24 protein-coding genes and 2 tRNA genes are annotated in these 20,720 nt (G+C 26.2%); 9 read left to right on the forward strand and 17 right to left on the reverse strand.

Going from position 1 to position 20,720, the window contains the following annotated elements; all coding sequences use genetic code 4:
• Window positions 1–9: 9 nt before the first annotated feature.
• The 6 genes from JS510_RS00070 to rpmH form a co-directional block, all read right to left on the reverse strand.
• Window positions 10–990, reverse strand: coding sequence for an aspartate--ammonia ligase (locus JS510_RS00070; RefSeq protein WP_205517348.1), 981 nt, complete (start codon window positions 988–990; stop codon window positions 10–12).
• An 18-nt stretch (window positions 991–1,008) separates the two neighbouring features.
• Window positions 1,009–1,740, reverse strand: coding sequence for a PQ-loop domain-containing transporter (locus JS510_RS00075; RefSeq protein ID WP_205517349.1), 732 nt, complete (start codon window positions 1,738–1,740; stop codon window positions 1,009–1,011).
• Window positions 1,741–1,744: 4 nt separating this feature from the next.
• Window positions 1,745–2,569 carry an alpha/beta hydrolase gene (locus JS510_RS00080; RefSeq protein ID WP_205517350.1) on the reverse strand — a complete coding sequence of 275 codons (825 nt, stop codon included), beginning with the start codon at window positions 2,567–2,569 and terminating at the stop codon, window positions 1,745–1,747.
• 132 nt (window positions 2,570–2,701) lie between these two features.
• The gene (yidC, locus tag JS510_RS00085) at window positions 2,702–4,873 is read right to left on the reverse strand and encodes a membrane protein insertase YidC (RefSeq protein ID WP_205517351.1); all 2,172 of its coding nucleotides are present in this window, start codon (window positions 4,871–4,873) and stop codon (window positions 2,702–2,704) included.
• Window positions 4,860–5,213 (reverse strand): ribonuclease P protein component, encoded by a 354-nt coding sequence (rnpA, locus tag JS510_RS00090; protein ID WP_205517352.1) that lies wholly within the window; start codon window positions 5,211–5,213, stop codon window positions 4,860–4,862. The genes yidC and rnpA overlap by 14 nt, the downstream gene beginning before the upstream one ends.
• 11 nt (window positions 5,214–5,224) lie before the next feature.
• The gene (gene rpmH, locus JS510_RS00095) at window positions 5,225–5,374 is read right to left on the reverse strand and encodes a 50S ribosomal protein L34 (protein WP_205517353.1); all 150 of its coding nucleotides are present in this window, start codon (window positions 5,372–5,374) and stop codon (window positions 5,225–5,227) included.
• A gap of 343 nt (window positions 5,375–5,717) precedes the next feature.
• On the opposite strand from rpmH, the gene serS reads away from it, so the two are divergent.
• From serS to JS510_RS03370, 9 genes are all read left to right on the forward strand, one after another.
• Complete coding sequence (gene serS / locus JS510_RS00100; protein ID WP_205517354.1) at window positions 5,718–6,983, forward strand: serine--tRNA ligase; 1,266 nt, start codon at window positions 5,718–5,720, stop codon at window positions 6,981–6,983.
• A 173-nt stretch (window positions 6,984–7,156) separates the two neighbouring features.
• On the forward strand, window positions 7,157–8,167 hold the full coding sequence (gene gap / locus JS510_RS00105; protein WP_332873708.1) for a type I glyceraldehyde-3-phosphate dehydrogenase: 1,011 nt from the start codon (window positions 7,157–7,159) through the stop codon (window positions 8,165–8,167).
• 91 nt (window positions 8,168–8,258) lie between these two features.
• On the forward strand, window positions 8,259–9,602 hold the full coding sequence (gene mnmE / locus JS510_RS00110; protein WP_205517356.1) for a tRNA uridine-5-carboxymethylaminomethyl(34) synthesis GTPase MnmE: 1,344 nt from the start codon (window positions 8,259–8,261) through the stop codon (window positions 9,600–9,602).
• Between the two features lie 9 nt (window positions 9,603–9,611).
• Window positions 9,612–10,385 (forward strand): TatD family hydrolase, encoded by a 774-nt coding sequence (locus JS510_RS00115; protein WP_205517357.1) that lies wholly within the window; start codon window positions 9,612–9,614, stop codon window positions 10,383–10,385.
• The gene (gene rsmA, locus JS510_RS00120) at window positions 10,366–11,148 is read left to right on the forward strand and encodes a 16S rRNA (adenine(1518)-N(6)/adenine(1519)-N(6))-dimethyltransferase RsmA (protein WP_205517358.1); all 783 of its coding nucleotides are present in this window, start codon (window positions 10,366–10,368) and stop codon (window positions 11,146–11,148) included. The genes JS510_RS00115 and rsmA overlap by 20 nt, the downstream gene beginning before the upstream one ends.
• Window positions 11,149–11,171: 23 nt before the next feature.
• Window positions 11,172–12,167: an NAD(P)H-dependent glycerol-3-phosphate dehydrogenase gene (locus tag JS510_RS00125; RefSeq protein WP_205517359.1), complete on the forward strand. Its 996-nt coding sequence runs from the start codon at window positions 11,172–11,174 to the stop codon at window positions 12,165–12,167.
• Between the two features lie 89 nt (window positions 12,168–12,256).
• A complete protein-coding gene (locus JS510_RS00130) occupies window positions 12,257–12,754 on the forward strand; it encodes an MAG0490 family ComEA-like DNA-binding protein (RefSeq protein WP_205517360.1) in 498 nt (165 codons plus the stop codon).
• 308 nt (window positions 12,755–13,062) lie between these two features.
• Entirely contained in the window at window positions 13,063–13,419 is a 357-nt protein-coding gene (locus JS510_RS00135) for a hypothetical protein (protein WP_205517361.1), read from the forward strand.
• Window positions 13,346–14,080 (forward strand): MAG0480 family ComEC-like protein, encoded by a 735-nt coding sequence (locus JS510_RS03370; protein ID WP_205517362.1) that lies wholly within the window; start codon window positions 13,346–13,348, stop codon window positions 14,078–14,080. Before JS510_RS00135 ends, JS510_RS03370 begins: the two co-directional genes overlap by 74 nt.
• 19 nt (window positions 14,081–14,099) lie before the next feature.
• Here the strand turns inward: JS510_RS03370 and JS510_RS00145 are convergent.
• The 11 genes from JS510_RS00145 to JS510_RS00195 all read right to left on the reverse strand — a co-directional run bounded on the left by JS510_RS00145 (window position 14,100) and on the right by JS510_RS00195 (window position 20,688).
• Window positions 14,100–14,176 (reverse strand) — tRNA-Arg (locus tag JS510_RS00145).
• A 7-nt stretch (window positions 14,177–14,183) separates the two neighbouring features.
• Window positions 14,184–14,258, reverse strand: a tRNA-Cys gene (locus tag JS510_RS00150).
• 148 nt (window positions 14,259–14,406) lie between these two features.
• Window positions 14,407–14,958: a ribosome recycling factor gene (gene frr, locus JS510_RS00155; protein WP_205517363.1), complete on the reverse strand. Its 552-nt coding sequence runs from the start codon at window positions 14,956–14,958 to the stop codon at window positions 14,407–14,409.
• Window positions 14,958–15,686, reverse strand: a complete 729-nt coding sequence (pyrH, locus tag JS510_RS00160; protein WP_232841184.1) for a UMP kinase — start codon at window positions 15,684–15,686, stop codon at window positions 14,958–14,960. Before pyrH ends, frr begins: the two co-directional genes overlap by 1 nt.
• 87 nt (window positions 15,687–15,773) lie before the next feature.
• Complete coding sequence (locus JS510_RS00165) at window positions 15,774–16,835, reverse strand: YhjD/YihY/BrkB family envelope integrity protein (RefSeq protein ID WP_205517364.1); 1,062 nt, start codon at window positions 16,833–16,835, stop codon at window positions 15,774–15,776.
• Window positions 16,836–16,903: 68 nt separating this feature from the next.
• The gene (gene nusG / locus JS510_RS00170; RefSeq protein WP_205517366.1) at window positions 16,904–17,503 is read right to left on the reverse strand and encodes a transcription termination/antitermination protein NusG; all 600 of its coding nucleotides are present in this window, start codon (window positions 17,501–17,503) and stop codon (window positions 16,904–16,906) included.
• Window positions 17,496–17,714 carry a preprotein translocase subunit SecE gene (secE, locus tag JS510_RS00175; protein WP_205517367.1) on the reverse strand — a complete coding sequence of 73 codons (219 nt, stop codon included), beginning with the start codon at window positions 17,712–17,714 and terminating at the stop codon, window positions 17,496–17,498. The genes nusG and secE overlap by 8 nt, the downstream gene beginning before the upstream one ends.
• Window positions 17,714–17,863 carry a 50S ribosomal protein L33 gene (gene rpmG / locus JS510_RS00180; protein ID WP_205517368.1) on the reverse strand — a complete coding sequence of 50 codons (150 nt, stop codon included), beginning with the start codon at window positions 17,861–17,863 and terminating at the stop codon, window positions 17,714–17,716. Before rpmG ends, secE begins: the two co-directional genes overlap by 1 nt.
• 70 nt (window positions 17,864–17,933) lie before the next feature.
• Window positions 17,934–18,503 (reverse strand): sigma-70 family RNA polymerase sigma factor, encoded by a 570-nt coding sequence (locus JS510_RS00185; protein WP_205517369.1) that lies wholly within the window; start codon window positions 18,501–18,503, stop codon window positions 17,934–17,936.
• 222 nt (window positions 18,504–18,725) lie between these two features.
• Complete coding sequence (rlmB, locus tag JS510_RS00190) at window positions 18,726–19,433, reverse strand: 23S rRNA (guanosine(2251)-2'-O)-methyltransferase RlmB (RefSeq protein WP_205517370.1); 708 nt, start codon at window positions 19,431–19,433, stop codon at window positions 18,726–18,728.
• Window positions 19,434–19,446: 13 nt separating this feature from the next.
• Complete coding sequence (locus JS510_RS00195; protein ID WP_205517371.1) at window positions 19,447–20,688, reverse strand: class I tRNA ligase family protein; 1,242 nt, start codon at window positions 20,686–20,688, stop codon at window positions 19,447–19,449.
• Window positions 20,689–20,720: the final 32 nt, after the last annotated feature.

Below are 20,720 nucleotides of genomic sequence, written 5' to 3' on the forward strand. Positions count from 1 at the left end.
AAAATAAAATTATAAAATTTGAATGCCATCATTTTTTAAAGACTCTTTTAAATCTTCAGGCCAATCACTAACTTGGACTTCACCTATATGTTTTTTTTCAAGTAAAAACATACTCAATCTGCTTTGACCAATGCCACCACCAATAGTGAGGGGCAATGTATTATTTAGTATCATTTCATGATATTCTCCAAGATCATTTTTACTTTTGTTGCTATATTTAAATTGTTTTTGCAAAGATTTAGCGTCAACTCTGATACCCATTGATGAAATTTCAAGTGCTGCATCATTAATAGAATCATAGAAAATTAAATCTCCATTTAGTTCCCAATCATCATAGTCAAAAGCTCTTTTTGATTGTGGGACACCATCGGGTAATTTGTATCCAATTTTATAAATAAAAACAGCACCAAATTTTTTAGCAACAATGTTTTCCCTTTCTTCTGGAGACGAAGAAGGGTAGCTATTGTACAAATCATTTGAATCTATAAATGTTACTTTTTGAGGTAATTTTAAACTTAATGAAGGATAATTAAAAACTATTTTGTTTTCAACATACTTAATAGATTTAAAAATTGTATTTACAATAAATTTTAAGAAATCTAAATTGCGCTCTTCTTTCTTTATTATTAATTCTCAGTCTCATTGGTCGACATAGATTGAATGTTTGTAATCTATATCATCTTCTTTTCTAATTGCGTTCATATCTGCTCAAAGACCTTCACCAGATGAAAAGTCATATTTTTTAAGCGCATATCTTTTTCATTTTGCTAATGAATGAACTATTTCTAGTGATTCATCTCAATTTTTAGGTTTGAAAACTACAGGAGTTTCACCATTTAAGCCGTCATTTATTTTTGTGTTTGATTTAACGAATAATGGCGCAGAAACACGTGTAAGATTTAATTCTTTATTTAATTTTTTGGTAAAAGCAAACTTAAGATCTTGTATTGCTTTTTGAGTTTCTTTAATAGATAATTTTGATTTGTACATTTTAAATCCTTCTTACGTTTATAAAGTTTTATTATTTTTATTTTTTCTGTTATGAATAGTCATAAATATTAATTGAGAACAATATATAAATAATGATAAAAATTGTCATGTAATAGCACTTAAATATTGTTGTTCTGGACCAGCATTTTCTATAAATGAAATCCAATAAGAACATCAAAAAATATTTGATACAACAAACATTATGACCATGCCAATTGACATTCCAGAAAAATCTTTAGTTTCAAATGATTTTAATAATTGTGGTAGAAATGCAAAAGTTGTTAAAATTGGAACAATTTGGCCAATAACAGCTTGCACTAGTTTATTTACTTTTCATTCTTGTTTAAGGGCACAAATAGCAATAATCGATGTGAACAATTGTAGTAAAAAGCTTATTGATAAAGCAGTTCATTGGTGTTTTTTATTTTTTGGTTTTTCAGCATATCTGTATATAAATCAAATTACAAAAATATAAATAAAACCACAAATTATATTAGCTATAACCAACACAAAATTCTTTTGGCTTGGGTCAAATGATCCTATAAAAATTCATCCTAAAATTCCAACAAAGAATGTTCAATATGAGTAATATTTAACATTTCCAGATTTTTTGTTTTTAAATAAATGTATTGCTTGCGGCAACCCGAGAAGAATTGTTGCAGAACAACCTAAAAGCCCAAAAATAATAATGAATCAAGCTGAAAGAGGCTTATCTTTATTGACAAAAAATATTTCAAAAAGTTTATCCATAAATTTACTCCTTGTTTATTTCATTACTTATAATATTTATAATGATTTCATTGATTTCTTCAGGTTTTTGAGCAAAGACTGCATGTCCACATTCTTTAATAATTGAGTATGGAATATTCGGCATATCTTTTAATAATATTTTCATTTCTCATTCTGTAACAAATTTATCTTCTTTTGTAAAGACTAAATGAAAAGGTTTAACAGCGTTTAAATATAAAGGCTTTACTACATCTTCAAGATATTTCTTATTTAAAATTTGATTTTCAATCATATACGAAAATTTTTCAATATTGTCTTTGCTTTTAAGCATATGACTTTCAATTACTTTATCAATAGATTTTAAAATTGATTTATTAGGTTTATAAAACAGACTTAGAAAAGATTTTTTAGCTTGACTTTCATTTTTTGGAAGTAATAAATTAATATTTAAATCTCCATTTTCTAGTTGCCCAGTATTGTAATTAAAAGGAGTTAGCATTATATAATTATTAACATTTTCCATATTTAAATTTTTTAAACAAGCAAAAGATCCAAGTGAGTGAGATAACAAGTTAATTTTTTTGTTGTGGAACACTTTGAGAATAAATTCACGTAGAACACTTGCATAGTATTCCAAAGTGACAGGTCTATGATTGCTTGTTGAAAATCCACACCCGGGCATATCTAATGCACAAATTACATAATTTCTCTTTTTTATAGCTTTAATAGGCAAAATTGTTCTAGATTTATCGCCAAAACCATGCACAAATAAAACTATAGGTTTATTGTCAGTATTTTCTTCTTCAAAGTAGTGAATTGTTTCATTGAAAATATTAATTTTTTTGCTCATATTTTTCTTTCTTGCAAATTAACAATATTTTAATTGTTTAATATAAATATAATATATAAATTTGTAATTATATATATAAAAATTAAAAATGCACCTTGAATTTTTATCTTGGTGCATAATTCAAAAGTACAATTATTTTATTTTGTTTATGTACTTTCTTCTATAGTAGTTTGACTTTTTAAAATAGTGAATTCCTAATGTTTGTGCTATTGTTCATAAACCAGAAATAACTCAATAAACTTGAACACCAGCGGTGAAAATAAGCGTTATAAAGAAGAATACAAACATCATAATTTTTTGAGTTTTGTTTTGTTTCTTTAATGCTTTTGCTTCTTCAATAGTTGTTCTTTGTTTGAATTTTTTCTTATTTAATATAAATGGCAACATTTGTGAAATTCCTTGAACTATTGCAACAGTAGTTAATATTATTAAATATTGTCATTCTGCGTTAAAAAATAGTCTTCTTCATGATGTTTCGGCAAATGACATGCCTAACAGTGTAGTAGATTTAAATTCTGGTAATGATTGAATAACACGTCAAATAGCAAAGAAAAGAGGGAATGATATTAATATTGTTAAAAAGGCATCAAGCGGATTTATTCCATTTTTCTTGTATAAATCAGCTACTTCCTGTTGTTGTCTTGCTTTCATTTGCTTATTGTTTTTAAAGTCAGCATATTTTGCATCAATTTTTGCTTTTTTGGATTTAATTTCTTCTTGTTTTGATTGGTTAATTGTTTGTTTGAATGTTAAACCTAAGGTTAATAATCTAATAACAACTGTAATTATTAAAATTACAAAAACGGTTCCTCATCCTGATAAGATAGGCATATCTCTTGCTAAAAGAGAGCTTACTCATGCTATTGGAAATACAACTAATCCATAGAATGGACCAAGTTTTCAAGAAGTATTTCAATCATAGATAACTCTTTGATATTCATCTCCGGCAAATGGCACATTTTCAATAGCATTACTATCAAATGTTAATACCGTTCCAGGAGCAGCATAATAGAAATTGATATTATTTGATAAGTAACCTTCTAATTCTTCAATTTCCTGTTTGATTTTATTCTTTTTATCTATGTCATTTTGTTTCAAGAATTCAGTTTTTTTGTCTTCAATTTTTCTAATAATATCTTCTTTTAAAGGTGAAGCTTTATTCAAAGGTTTGAATTCAAGAATTTTGGTATATTCGCTTAATGCGCTTGTGTAATATTTAAGTGCAAGAAACACTTTAGGGCTTAAGCTAAAATTGTTAGAATTTTCTTTTAATTGTTTAACAACAAATTTAGTGAGATCATTGAATGTATAATGACCATTATTTGCTGAAATTCCTGCATTAAGCATTTCTTTTTTAATAATTTCGTTATTGTTAATTTCATCTAAAGCAGATTTATAAAATTTAGAATTTTTTGACTCAAAAGTTTTTAGTGCTAATGTTTCAAAAATGTCACGACGATATTTAGCATATTGTTCAAAATTATTGTCAGGTGTAATTGTTAAATAAGATATAGGTTTTTCAAATTCAATAGATTGACTATTTTTACCACTGCCAATAAGGAATTTCTCAACAAAAGTACCATTTTTAAATTTTTCTGTATTTACAATATATCTATCTTGTTCTTGATTATATTTAAAATATTTGTTGAAATCAAAACTTGGGTCTATAAAGTTTCATTCTTTGTAATTATCATAAATTGTTTGATAATTAAAGTTATTTTTACTTTCTAATGGTTTAGTAGCAAAAAGAAACTTATTAGATTTTTCATTTGAGCCAGGTTTAGCTGTTTGTGTGTTTACGATTACTTGATCGTCAAATAATGATTTATCTTGATTTCTTAATTGTATAGCAGAATTTCAATTTTTGTATGCTCCATAAGAATCGCCATGTTGCTTTCTAATGCCATCAATTATATCTTTGTTATTTTTGTAAGATAGATGATAGTTAAACAATTCCTCATTTTTGAATCTTAAAACATCATTTGATGCAAATAATTCATTTAATGAATTATTTTTTTGCAAAATATTTTTATCTTCATCACTAATTTTTGTGTCTGCTATTAAAGTTTCTACACGAGGCGGAACTTCATTTTTGTTTGGAAAAAATTCTATACCATTACCGGTATGATTTGATGATTTAATCACGCAGCTTTGAACGCAACCTGTCATCGTAATACCAAAAAGAAAAACATAAAGAACTATTTTTAATCAGAATAAAATTTTCTTTCAAATAGTTTTTTTCTTTTGTCTTTCTTTTTCACCGTGTGAAAACTGGTTAAAATTGTTCGATCTATATTCTGTCATCTTTAACTTCTTTATTTATTGTATTGACAAGCTTTTTAAAAATTTTATTCACAGATTCCTGTTTGGTTTCAAAGTTGTTTTTAAGAAAACTTTTTCTTAAAATTAACACACAATGAAAATTCAAATCATAAATATTTAATGAATGAACAATGGCTTTAACTTGTCTTTTATAATAATTTCTTAATACAGCATTGCAAAATTTTTTAGGAATTGTAATGCCTAATTTAAAATTATCGGCTCTTGCATAATAAAGCACTAAGAAATTATTTGATATTTGTTTTTTAGACTTTATTATTTCATCAAAGTCTTGGCTCTTCCTTAGCCTATATATTTTTTTCATAACTTAAAGTATTATTTTTCGTCTGATACAGTAAGTCTTGTTCTGCCTTTAGCTCTTCTAGCAGCTAAAACTTTTCTACCGTTTTCTGTTGCCATTCTTGCGCGAAAACCGTGAACCTTAACTCTTTGTCTTTTCTTAGGTTGATATGTTCTTAAACTCATGTTCCCTCCCTATTTTAATTAGATTAAATTTAATAATAAATAATAATATTATTCTATTATATAAAAAAGATCAAAATTAAAAAATATTTTATTTTGATATTATGGCGTTGAGAAATAATGCTTAGTAAATATTAAAAAATAAATTATATTATTTCTAATATACCTTTTTTATAGACTTTTTAGTAAAAAAAAATAATTTTATGTTTAAAAATATTTTGAAAGAATTAATAATTAATATTTAGCTTCTTTATTAAATAAAAAAATGATAATAATCTAAATTAATATTTATTAAAATAATATAATAATACATAAGAATCTTATTCAAAATACAAGGTGGAATATTATGTTAAATATCAAAAAAATAGTCGAAGATATTAATAAAATTCGAAAAGGTTTAGAGTCAAGAAATTTTGATATGAAAATTTTTGATGAGTTAGTTTTTCTTCTAGAAAAAAGAGGATCAATAATGTTTAAATCTCAACAAAAAAGAGCAGAACTTTCAAAATTTAGTAAAGAGATAGGCAAAAACAAAGACAACAAAGAGTTGCTTAATGAGCTAAAAAATAAGGCAAGTGAGTTAAAAAATGAAGTTGTTTTACTTGAAAAGGAAGCTAATGAATGTGATGAAAAGTCACAAAAAATTCTACACACAATACCAAATGTTCCTCTTGAAAGTGTACCTATCGGGGCTGATGAAAATTCAAATATTATAATAAATGTAAGGGATAAAATTGGCAGAAAACTTGTTTCTAATGTACTTCCACATTATGAGATTGCAAAAAAATTAGACATTATTGATATTGAAAGAGCAGTTAAATTATCGGGGTCAAGATTTGTTATTTATAAAGGTTTAGGCGCAAAATTAGCTAGAGCCCTCATGAATTTTATGTTAGATTTACATACAGAAAATGGTTATTTAGAATGCGCTGTTCCCGTTTTAGTAAAGCCAGAAATTTTGTTTGGCACAGGACAGTTGCCTAAATTTAAAGAAGATCTTTTCTATATGGAAAGCAATAATTTATATTTGATACCAACTGCTGAAGTGCCTATAACTAATTTTTACAATAATGAAATTATTGATTTATCTAAGCCAATTAGATTAACAGGATTTACAGAATGTTTTAGATCTGAAGCAGGTTCAGGCGGAAAAGACATGAAAGGCATTATAAGAAACCACCAATTTAAAAAAGTAGAATTAGTTAAAATAACTAGCGAAAAAGATTGAAAAACTGAATTTGATCAAATGTTAATTCAAGCTAAAACTGTATTAGAAGAGTTAGAAATTCCTTATCGTGAATTACAATTATGCACTGGAGATCTTGGATTTTCGGCAAGAACGACCATAGATCTTGAAGCTTGATTACCTTCAGAATTAAAATTTAGAGAAATAAGTTCAGTTTCATATATGGGTGATTTCCAAGCAAGAAGAGCAATGATTAGATATAAAGACGATAACGGAAACATTAATTTTGCTCATACAATGAATGGTTCTGGTCTTGCAATTGATAGATTAATTGCTGCAATTCTTGAAAATTATCAAAATTCAGATGGCTCAATAACTATTCCTAAAAAATTAATTCCATATATGGGGTGTGAAAAAATTGCTTAACTAGCTATAAAATAGTCTTTTTATGCAATTTTTTTTATTTTAATTTCTTAAGTAAAAATTACCACATTTTTTTAATTTTTTTTAATCTTTACGGCAAATGTGAATGTTTATTAACTTATAATAAAAATAAATTAATATTTAGTAAAAAATAAAAAAATCATCTATCAAGGAGAATTATGAAAAGAGTAGCAATCAACGGATTCGGACGTATTGGTCGTTTATCACTACGTTACATATTAGAAACACAAAACAAAGATGTTGAAATCGTTGCAGTAAATGATTTAACAGATCCTAAAATGCTTGCACATTTATTAAAATATGACACAGCATTTGGACCATTAAAAGCAGATGTTAGTGTTAAAGAAGATGCGATTGTTGTTAACGGAAAAGAAATTAAAGTTTTCTGTGAAAAAGACCCAGCACAATTGCCATGAAAAGAATTAGGAATTGACATTGTTCTTGAATGTACAGGTTTCTTTGTTAAGAAGGATCTTGCACATAAACACATTGAAGCTGGAGCTAAAAAAGTTATTATTTCAGCGCCTGCTGGAAAAGACATGAAAACAATAGTATTTAATGTAAACCACGACACACTTGATGCTAGTGATGAAATTATTTCAGCGGCGTCATGTACAACAAACTGTTTAGCACCAGTTGTTAAAGTTTTAGTTGATAATTTTGGTCTTAAAAATGGTTTCATGACTACTGTTCACTCATTCACAGGTGATCAAATGTTACAAGATGGTCCACACCGTAAAGGAAATTTACGTAGAGCTCGTGCTGCTAGTCATAATATTGTTCCTGCTTCAACAGGTGCAGCAAAAGCAATTGGACTTGTAGTTCCAGAAGCTGATGGTATACTTGATGGTTTCGCGCTTAGAGTACCTACAATTACTGGTTCATTCGTTGATTTATCAGTGCAACTTGAAAAAGATGTTACTATTGAAGAAATTAATGAAGCATTTAGAAAATCAGAAAACGAAACTCTTAAATATGAAACAGATGAAATTGTTTCATCAGATGTTATTGGCTCACACTATGGTTCAATCTTTGATTCAACATTAACAAAGGTTAAGAAATCTAATGGTGAAAAAATGTACAAAATTTTTGCATGATATGACAATGAAATGTCTTATACAGCTCAATTAATTAGAACATTAACATACTTTGCAAAATTACAATAATGCCTATAAAAAAGCGTTTTTCGCTTTTTTTTATTTGCTTTTTTATTGCTAAAAATTGTTTTGCTATTTTTATGTTGTAAAATTTAATATTATGATAAATGATACAATAGCTGCAATCTCTTCAGGCGGGAAAGTTAATCAAGCTATTTCTATTATTCGTGTTAGTGGTAGCGATAGTATTGAAGTAGTTAAAAAAGTTTTTACTGGAAAAGTTGGTAAGAATCAAAATATAACATTTGGCAAAATTATTGATAATACAAATAACAATGAAGTAATAGATGAAGTTTTATGTATGTGATACATAGGAAATAATAATTTTGTGGGTGAAGATACAGTAGAAATAAATTGCCATGGAGGGGTTGTTGTAACCAATCAAATTTTAGAACTTTTATTAGCAAATGGAGCAAGGCTTGCTGAGCCTGGCGAGTTTAGTCGTAGAAGTTTTTTAAATGGTAAAATGGACCTTATAAAAGCAGAGGCAATAAATGAATTAATTCATGCTAAAACAACTAGTCAAACTAATTTAGCAATAAAAAAATTTAGCGGCAAAACATCAGATTACATTAATGAATTAAAAAGCGAATTAGCCTATTTTATAGGCGAAATGGAAGTTTCCATAGATTATCCAGAGTATGATTTTGAAAATCCTTTTAATGAGCAATTAAAAGATAGGCTTATTCAATTAAACAAAAAAATAGCTCATACTATTGAACTCAGTGAAACTTCAAGACTTATTTTTGATGGTATCAAAGTTGCTATTGTTGGACGGCCAAATGTAGGAAAAAGTTCACTTTTAAATGCATTGATTGATGAAGAAAAAGCCATTGTTACAAATATACCTGGAACAACAAGAGATATTGTAGAAGCTTCATGACAATATAAGGGATTTCTTTTTAAATTTATTGACACAGCAGGAATTAGAAAAACGAATGAAAAGATTGAAAAAATCGGAATAGATAAATCTTATGAGCAATTAGCATTGTCAGATGTGGTTGTACATGTTTTTGATGCTAGCAACACTGAGAATGAATTTGATTTTAATATTAAAAATAAAGCAAAAGAACAAAATAAAATTTATATTCCTGTAATAAACAAAAAAGATTTACTCAATTCAGAAGATTTAAATGATGAGTCAATTTATATAAGCACAAAAAATCATGATATTGAGAATCTCAAAGATTCATTAGTAGATTCTTTCAAAAGTATAGACCTCAATAATGCTAATTATTTGAATAATTCTCGTCAACTTGCTTTAATCAAAAAAGCCTATAATTCAATTAAAGATGGAATAAAAGCAATTGAAGATGGTTATGATTTAGATGTTGTTATTATTGATATTAGACAAGCTTGATCGAGCATTGCTGACATAATAGGAAGATCAGATAATGAAGATTTATTAGATGATATGTTTAAGCATTTTTGTTTGGGAAAATAAGGAGGACAAATGGGAATCAAATATGTTGATTGTCATACACATCCAATTAAGTGTTATTATGAAAATAATTTAGAAGTTATCTCTAAATCTAGAAATAAAGGAGTTGCAGTCATGTTGGTTACAGGTTGTGATCCCAAAGAAAATCTAGAAGTATTAGAAATATGCAAAAAATTCGACTATACATTTCCTGTTATTGGAGTCCACCCTAATGTTTCTACAGGTAAGAAAGATGCTGAAATAATTGAAAGCCAAATCACTAATGATGTTGTTGCAATTGGTGAAATAGGGTTAGATTATTATTATCCTGAGACAAATAAAGAAGTTCAGATGGAATCTTTTATTTCACAAATAAAAGTTGCAGAAAAATACAATTTGCCAGTAGTTATTCATATGCGTGATTCATATGAAGATTTATATGAAACACTTAGAAAATTTCCTAATGTACGTTTTATGATTCACACGTTTAGTGGAAATTTATTTTGAGCCCAGAAGTTCTATGAAATAGGGTGTTTCTTCAGTTTTAGTGCTATTTCAACTTATAAAAATAGCAAAGAATTAATTGATGTTATTGAGTGACTGCCTGTAGATAGAATTTTAACTGAAACTGATGCTCCTTATTTGCCACCTGCAAGTAAAAGGGGAGAAAAAAATTATCCAAATTATGTAATACACACAGCTAATTTTATTGCCGGAATTAAGAAAATGCCAATAGAAAAATTTGCTGATCAAGTTTTAAAAAATGCAAAGGAATTATTCAAACTAAATGTATCAAGAAAACATTAAAGCAAAGAAAAAATATGGTCAGAATTTTTTAAATAACCAAGGGATAATAAACAAAATAGTTTCAATAATAAGTCCAAAAAATAAAAAAATTATCGAGATAGGCCCTGGAATGGGGGCTTTAACCAAGGAATTAGTTAAAGAATCTTCAAAATTAATTGCATTTGAAATTGATACAGATATGATAAATTATCTAAATCAAATAAATGTATTTGATGGCATTAAAAATAAAATTATTAATGAAGATTTTCTTGAAAGCAATTTAAGTGATTATAAAGAATTTGAAATTGTAGGAAATATACCATATTACATAACAAGCGAAATAATTTTTAAAATAATTGATAATAGATTTTTGTTTAAAAGAGCTGTTTTAATGGTTCAAAAGGAAGTTGCTGATCGCATAGTTGCTACGATTAATAGTAGTGAATATTCAAAACTTAGTTTAAGTTGTCAATATGTTGCAAAAGTAAAAAAAGAACTCATTGTTAAGAAGGATAATTTTACACCAGTTCCAAAAGTTGATTCAGCAATCGTAAGTTTTTATTTTTATCAAAAAAAGGATGATGATTTTGATAGAATAAAAGAGTTCTTTAAATTATGTTTTTTAGCAAGGAGGAAAAAATTAATTTGATCTCTTTCTAAAAAATATAAAAAAGAAGATATTTTAAATACGTTTAAAAAACTTAATTTGGATGAAAATATACGTATACAACAACTAGATTTAAATTGTGTTTTAAAATTATATAATTTACTTAAAGATCAATAAAATAGTCAAAAAAGGAAAAAACTATGATTAAAAAAATAACATTTATTGGCTCAGGTTCTTGAGGTAGCGCTCTTGCTAATGTTTTATCAAGTAATAATCACAAAGTTACATTATGAGGTATTGATAAGTCTGAAATTGAAGATATAAATTCAGGCATTAACTCCAAATATTTTGACAATAAAAAGTTCGATAATGAAAAAAATATAAAAGCAACTATTGATTTATCTGAAGCTTTAAGTGATTTCGATTATTTGGTTTTAAGTGTTCCATCAGCAGCAATTTTGCCTGTTTTAAAGCAAATTAAAGAGATTATTAAAGATAAAAAAATTAAATTAATAAATGTCGCAAAAGGCATAGAGTCTAAAAGTAAAAAGTTTTTTTCTAATGTGTTGAAGGATGAATTTGGAGATAATATAGAGAATTACTGTACTATCATTGGCCCATCATTTGCTACAGAAGTATTTGATAAATGCCTTACAATGGTTAACATTGTTGGTCCTAATAAAAAATTTTTAAGAGAAGTATCAAGTGTGTTTAATAATGACTATTTTAGAACCATTACAAATATTGATGAAAAAGGTTCAGAATTATTTGCAGCTATTAAAAATGTACTTGCTATTGGCATTGGCATAATAAGTTCCATTTATACATCTGAAAATACACAAGCAGCTTTACTTGCAATAGGTATAAAAGAAATTCATAATGTTTATAAAAGAATAGAACCAAAAGGTAGAGACAATCTAGGTTTTGAACTTGCTGGAGTTGGTGATATTTTCTTAACCTGCTCAAGTCCAAAAAGCAGAAATTTTAAATTTGGTCAAGACATTGCTGAATTAGGTTTTAAAGAAGCATTTGAGAAAAATTTAAAAACTGTAGAGGGATATTTTGCAGCCAAAATATTGGAAGAAATAATTCATGATTTACAAATTGATGTTCCTTTTTTAAAAAGCATTATTAATGTGATGTATCATGATAAAAAAGTAGAAAATTTATTAGATTTTATAAGTTCATATAAATAAAATGTTTTTTGGGAAAAAGTGCTTCTTTTTCCCATTTTTTTCCGTTTTTTTAAAAGATTTTCTTAAATGATAACTGTAATTTTGCGATGATGAAAAAATGATTAATTGGTTCTGTGCTGGCATTTGGCATAATTGGTGTTTCCTCTACTATTGCATGGAAGAAACATTCTGTAGAAATTAATAGGATAAGTAATGAAAATAATAGTCTTATTATGATTGAAGTTAAAGGTGCCGTGCTTTTTCCTGGGAAGCATTATTTTAAAAAAGGTGTTAGTTTTAAACAAATTATAGATAAGGTAAGAATTGATGGAGCAGATATTTCAAAATTTGATGTTAATAAAAAATTTGACAAAAATGAAAAAATATTTATACCTTTTTTAAAATTTTCAGAACCCAAAAGAAAAATTGAATGAAAAACTTTGTCTTCGCCTCAAGAATTAATAAGTGTTGGATTACATAAAAAATATGCTGAAAAATTATATGAATTGAGAAAGGTGAAACATATAGTTACATGACAAGATATTATGAAAATAAAAGGAATAGGTCAAAAAACAATAAAAAGAATACAAGAAGTTCTGATCGTATAAATTTTTATTTATTGGCTTTTATTTTTCCAATTTTAGTTCATTGTATTTTGAACACTAAAATTGAATCAATTATCTTTATAATTTTATTTTTATTATTATCATTCTATCTATATTGTAACAAGTGAGAAGCTTTAGGGGTTGGTCTATTAGGAATTTTTATTTACTTTTCTATTTATTTGCCGTATTTTTTTCAGACCAAAATTGACAATGGATTATATTTAATTAAGGGTTATGTTATAAAAACAAATAATAACTATTTTATAATAGAAAATAACAAAAATAATATTATTGTTTTCTATAATGATCATATGACTAGCACTCCTGTTATCCAGGGCTCATATATATCTGTTTCAGGGAATTTATCAAATGATTTAGAAAAAATTAATTTAGATAAATCATTCATTTTATCATCATCAATAAAGTATATTATTAATGAACCAAGGATTAATTTAATTTCATGACCAAAATTTAGTATTTTTGAAAAAATTAGAGGTTATGGGTATAGATATCCATATTTTTTACAATATTGAAAAACTTTATTATTTGGAATAGATGATTACAAAGTTGCAAGTGTTAAAGTAAGTCTTTTAAATGTCCCCCTATTTACTTGTAATTTCAGGAATACATTTTGACATATTATTCTTAATTATAGGTTTTTTGTTTAAACCTTTAACTAAAAAGAATTCTAAATTTATTTATATTATTCATAGTTTTTTATTTGCATATATAACATTGATAAATAATTATATGTCGGCATTAAGAAGCTTTATAATGAATTTTGTAAGCACAAAAAAACAAATCAAAAATTATAAATTTAAGCTTTTGGACGGATGAAATATATCACTAATTATTACATTTTTAATTAATCCAAATAGCATGTTTTCATTAAGTTTTATTTTTTCCTATTATTGCGCTCTTTTAATAATACTTTTGAATAATTTTTTACATATAAATAATAAAATAACAAAAACAATAGTTATATTTATACTTGTTTATATTTTTAACATACCACTAACTTTAAAAATAAGTAAATACTATAATCCTTTAAGTTTTGTATTTGGAATTATATTGTCGCCATTATTTGAGGCGCTATATATTATTTCTATTTTTGCGTTCTGAAATTTATCTTTTTTAAATAGTATTTATATGTGGTTTGATAATTTTTTAGAATTATTGATAACACTTTTTAGACCGCTTAAGATTAATTTATTTATTCCTTGATGATTTGTACAAATTTACTTTTTTATATGGTTTGTAAGTATATGATGCTATTCTATTTTGAAAAAAAATATAGAAAATAAAAAAACCAGAATTTATCTGGTTTAAAAGTCAACGAACGTTGAAATGGCGCGCCCAAGAGGAGTCGAACCCCTAACCTTTTGGTCCGTAGCCAAACACTCTGTCCAATTGAGCTATGGGCGCATATAAATGGAGGCACCAACCGGACTCGAACCGGTAATCAGAGTTTTGCAGACTCGTGCCTTGGCCTTTTGGCTATGGTGCCACAAGCAAAATTATTATACAATATAAGGTTAATTTGGAAAAATATTTTATTAGTTTAGGTTAATTTATTTTAATTGCCTGGCCATAAAATTTTTAAATTGTTCTGTTCATACAGGAAATTTGCTTTTAACAAGAAAAGAAATATTCAATTATATTTGCATAATTTCTTTTTCTTTAGATGAAATTATTAAATCAATTTCAGAAATTTTCTTATCTACAAATTTTTGAATTTCAGCAAGAGCTCTTTTTTCTTCATCTTCTGACATTTCATCTTCAGATTTAATAATTTTATTTATTGATTGACGGATATTTCTTATTCCAACTTTTGCATTTTCAGCATGTTTTGAAAGACTTTTAACAAGCTCTTTTCTTCTCTCAGTTGTTAATGGTGGGAATTTAATTCTTATTTGATTTCCTTCATCTACTGGATTAATTCCTAATGAAGCATTTGTTATGGATTTAATAATATCTCTTATACATGATATGTCGTATGGTTTTATTAATAATTGTTGAGCTTCAGGAACGCTAATAGAAGCTAATTCTTCTAAAGGGGTGGGAGCATCATAATAGTTAACTCTGATGCCTTTTATTAATTGTGGATTAGCTCTACCAGTTGAAATTTTTGAAAGTTCAAAATTTAAATGATTAATAACTTTTTCAGAATCATCTTCAATTTTTAAAATATATAAATTTAAGTCCATTAGTTAGTTACCTCTGTGTGATCAATTTTTCCTTCAACTGCACGAATAATTGAGTTTTCTTCATTTATATTGAAAATAATTAAATTAATTTTATTATCACGAGCCATGCTTGTTGCAGTTAAGTCCATAACTTGAAGTTTTTTATCTAAAACGTCATCATATGAAATTTTGTCAAATTTTGTAGCATTTGGGTTAAATTTTGGATCAGAATCATAAATACCAGAAACTCCATTTTTGCCCATTAAAATAACGTCAGCTTTAATTTCTGATGCAAACAATGTAGCAGCTGTGTCAGTTGTAAAATATGGTCTTCCAGTGCCGCCAACAAAAATAACTATCTCGCCCTCTTTTAAATATTTTATAGTTTTTTCATTTATATAGTTTTCAGCTACTTTTTGATCAACAATAAGTGAAGATTGAACACGAGCCTTTAGTCCAACTTTTTCAAATCCACTTTTTAGTGCCAAACCATTCATAATTGTTGCTAGCATACCAATATAGTCTGCCCTATTTCTGGGTATTCCATTTTTTTCAGCGCTTGCGCCTCTTCAAAAATTGCCCCCTCCAATTACAATACTGATTTGGATACCTTTTTCAGATATTATTTTTAATTGGCGAGCTATGTCTTCAACCATATCATAATCTATAGCCAATTTTTTTTCTTTATTGACTAAACCTTCACCAGAAAGTTTTATTAAAATTCTGTTGTATTTATAAATTTTATCCATAAAAACCACCTTGATATTTTATTAATTCAATTATAAATTAAAAATAAAAAAAGTATCTTATAGTGTGTAAAGTCACAAAAATACTTTTTAATAATTTTTTGTTTTAATAATCTTTTTGAATCATATTTTTTTAGGAACAGTGTATCTTGAATGAAAAGTTTTGTAATAGCCCTCGTTTGCTATTATTCCTAAATAAATAAAATATGACATTGTCGATACTAATAATGCAATATACATAAAAACACTAAAAGTTCCAAATTTTTTATAATCAATCAATGATGTTAAATATCCAAAAAATGTGATAAAAATCATTGTTGGAACTGCAGCAATTAATACTCCTAGCGATATAAAAGATCATGAAATTTTAAAAGCAGGAGCATGCTTAAAAAGCAAACCTAACCCCACATATAAATTGATCATTAAGTAGATAGAAAAGAAAATATAAAAAAATAAATTTTTATAAAGTTCAGAAGACTTATCTAATCCTAAGCTTTTGTAAATTGATAAATAAACAAATGCTGATACAAAAATAAAAATAGTTATGAATAAAACAGTAAAAAAACCCTTAACCCTATTTATAAATCAGTTTCCAGTTGTTTCATGACGGTAAATGTAATTTATACTGTATGAGAATCTCGCAAATCCTCCTGATGATATTAGAATAGATGAAATGAATAAAATTACGATAACCATATATGTTCCAGTTTCAAAGGAATTAGGTAAAAACTGTGTAAAGGAACCTAATCCAGGTATTATCTTCTGTAATATCTCTTGATCGAATAGAGTGTGATAGTCTCCATTAAAATTCACAAATTTTAATAAGTGATAAACAGTTGCTATTATAGGAATAAATGAAATTAACATATAAAAAGCAAACGAAATTGGTATAAAAACAAAGTCGCGGCCGGTAAATTTTACATAAACTCTGTTGATTAACTCATTTATTTTTGTTTTATTTCGTTTAATTCTTTTTGAGGCGGTTATGATCATTATTCATTTTATAAAGAACATTATGATTATTTCAAAAAGAGTTTTTTTATTTTTCCCAGTAGGTATTATATTTTTACTAATAGCTGATTTTTTAATCAACTCATTATATTTTTTTAGAATCAGTTTAGGATTTTTATTAGAATATATCTTTGTTTTCACTTTGCGAAATCCTCCAATACATCTTTTTTTTATGTTTTTAAATAAAAAAACCAGAAAAATCTGGATTCTTAAGCCTCTTGAGATTCAACAACAGAATAATCAAAATCGGTTGGTACTTTTTTACCAAAGTGTTCAACTTCCACTGTTACTTTTTTAATGTTATCAAATGTTTCTAAAACCTTACCAATTGTGCCTTTAAAAGGACCATCAATAATTTCAACAATCTCACCAACTAAGAATTTACCTTCAATTTTTCCTTCTTTAAAGTCAGAAATTAATTGTTTCTCTTTATGGAATGATGCTTCTATTTCTCTTTTGCTTACAGGAGTAGGTTTTGTTCCTTTTCCGGCCGATCCTATTAGTCCAGTAACATATTGAGTGTTACGCACGACGAATCAAGCTTGGTCAGTCATATCCATATTTATAAAAATATATCCATTATAAATATTGTTCATTTTAATTTTATAAGGTTCTCCAAGAGCTTTTTTTTCTGCTTCTTTTGCAGTCAAAACAGGTTTTTTAAAAATTTTAAAAGCGCCTTCTTCACAGGCATTTTCATTAAAACAATCATCAACTTGTTCACTAACAATTCTGTTTTTTAAAGATTCAACAACTTTGTCTTCCTTACCTGAAACAGTGCTTATCATGTATCATTGAAAATTACGCATTATGTATTCCTCCTGAATTTATTCCTGTTTTTGTGAAAGCTAAACCCACTAGTGTGAAAAAACCAATAACAATAAGTGTGAAAATAATAGTAAATATTATAACTTGCACAAATGATGCCCAGCTTTTTTTAGCAGAAGGCCATCTAACTCTTTTTAGTTCTTTAATAAATTTACGAACATAATATTTTTTCTTTTTTTCTTGCTTTTTCATTATTTTTCTTCCTTGTGCATAGTGTGTTCATTACATTTTGGGCAAAATTTTTTTAATATTAATCTATTTTCATTGCCTATACTTTTCTTAATTGAATAATTTAAACTAAAACATTTTTCACAACCTAATGTTACTTTTTTCCTAAACATATTGTTATTATAATAAATATTAAATCAAATATATAGTATTTTTTTTATTCAAATTTAATACTTAATAATTTTAATTGTTATAAAAAATACTCATTTTTTTAATCAAATTTAATCTAATTTCATTTATTTTTTGCTTGGTATATGGGGTTCATTGATCATTAATTAGCATTTGAGTGTTTTGATTTTCTTCTTCAGTTAAGAATATATTTAAAAAATTTGAAATATCAATATTATCTATGCTTTCATTCAAAATATCTTCTGATGTTTTATCGGGCAATGAATAAAATTCTTCATTTGATATCATTTCAGAATCTATTTTTCTTTTCTTTCTGGTTCAATATTGTATTTTATTCAAACAAAAGTTTTTTGCTACTTTACAAATGTAGGCATCAAAAGATGAATTGGGATTATACTGATATTTTTTTGTATATTTTGGGGCCATGTATAAAAATTCATTATAAATATCATCGCTTGTTAATGAAATTTTTGGTTTTCAACTCAAAATATTTTGAAAAATAGGATATATCTCTTTTTTATGATTTTTGTCTACTAAATAAATTATTTCATTATTTGAAAGGCTATTTATTATAAATGGCGTTTCACTTTTTTTAAAATTTAATATCTTTCTTGCTTTTTTCATTATTATCTCCTTATGTTTAATGTCATACATATTTTTACAAATTAAACATAATATTTTTCCTATTTAATTCCACTGTGGATATCTATTTTTTTAGTTTTATTTTTTAATTAAATTTTTCCTAAAATAACTATAAAACAGGTGAATATTACAAAAATAAAACAACAAAATATTAATATTTTGTTGTTGATAATTTGTGGATAACTTCTTATTGTGTTTTTTAATTTAATTGTCCTCAATTTTTTTAATCATTTCGAACAATAAAATTCCAGTTGCAACCGATACATTTAATGATTGAACTGAACCATTCTGTTTTATGTAAATCACTTGATCTGATAATTTTAAAATTGGCTGTGAAACACCTTTCATTTCATTGCCAACTACTAAAGCACAAGGATGATTATATCTAGTTTTATTATGTGATGTAGCTTTTTCATTGAGTGCGGAAGCATAAATTCAATAACCCATTTTTTTAATTTTTTCTACAGCAGAATTAAGGCTTCCAACTTTAATTATTTTCATGCCAATAAAACCACCGGAGCTAATTTTTAAAACTGTTGGAGTAATGCCGACAGACCTTTCTTTAGGCAATATTATGTGTTTAATTCCAGCAGCATTTGCAGTTCTTATTATTGCTCCGAAATTGTAAGGGTCTTGAATGTGATCTAAAATAAGAATAAAATTTGGTTTATCTTTTTCGATTTCATTTAATTGATAAATTGGAAAGTCTTTCAATGTTGCAATAAAACCTTGGTGATTGTTATCATTAAATTCGCTAAAGAATTTGGTGTCTTTTATTTGAGATTTTAATGTTGAAATTTCATCAATCTTTTTTTTGTTAATTTCTGAATTCACATAGATATTTTCAATCGGCATCTTTGCTTTTACAGCATCAATAACACTATTTTTGCCACAAATAAATAATTTTTTCATAAATATCCAATTTTTAAATTAATTTTTTTTGTATTAGTTTATTTCTTATAGCATCAGCATTTTTGTAATCTTTTTTAGAAAGAAATTTTTTTCATTTTGCAAACAAATCTATGCTTTTTTCATAGTATTTTTTATCAACTAATTCTGGCAAAATAACAGAAAAAATTGTAAATAAATTTTTAGCAGCAAAAATGTTTGGTTCCTTGTTAAATCTCTTTATTTCTTCATTTACTAGTAAATTAAAATCAGAAAATTCAAGATTAGATACAGCTTTATAAGAGTTCTTTAAAAACTCTCTTTTCTTACATTTTGTGTATAAATTTTTAGTATTAAATGTTGTTAAAATTTTAAAAATTATTTTTCTATATTTAATTTCGATAGATTTCATGTTGTTAATTAATTCAGGTGTTATATTAATGTTTGCAGTTATTTTGGAATTTAAAAAAATAAGTTTTAACAACAGAGGAGAATGTTTTTTTACAAAATCCTTAACTAGTATCACATTTCCTAAAGATTTAGACATTTTTTCGCCATCTAATGCTATTTGACCACATCTAATTCATCTACGAGCTATAGGTTTTTTAAATAATGCATAATGTTGAATATTTTCATTTTCATGATGTGGAAAAGTTAAATCCATTCCACCACCATGGATATCTACTCCAGATGGTCCAAAATGCTTATTTATTAATGCACAACATTCAGTGTGTCATCCAGGTCTTCCTGAGCCAAAATTTGAGTCAAATTTAATTCCTTTAGTTGTGGTTTTTCATAATGCAAAATCTGCCTTATGCTTTTTGCTGTATTCTTCATCTTCATCAAAAAACATATTAATCAATTTTTGTTTTGAGACTATTCCATAGTATTTTTCGTTTTTTAATATGTCGAATCAAATGTTTTTATTTTCATCTTTATATGCGTTTTTTGATAAATATAAATTATTTATATATTGAATGATATTTTTTATATTTTTTGTTACATTTTCAATCTTTGTTATTGTATTAACGTTGAATTTTTTAAGTATTGCTCTATACTCTTTTAAATAAAAATTTGAAACTTCACTTTCATTTTTCGATTCAGATAGTGCTTTATTAATTATTTTGTCGTCTATATCTGTAATATTGTGCAAAAAGAAAAATTTTTTTCCTTGTGCTCTATATGCTTTTAGCATTAAATCGAATGTAATAATTGGTCTTAAATTTCCAATATGGGGGCTATTATAAAGAGTTGGGCCACAAACATAAATTTTTAGCATATTTTTATTATAAAACATAAACTAATAAACAT

The organism is Mycoplasma tauri (assembly GCF_016925555.1).
Taxonomy (GTDB): Bacteria; Bacillota_I; Bacilli_A; order Mycoplasmatales; family Metamycoplasmataceae; genus Mycoplasmopsis; species Mycoplasmopsis tauri.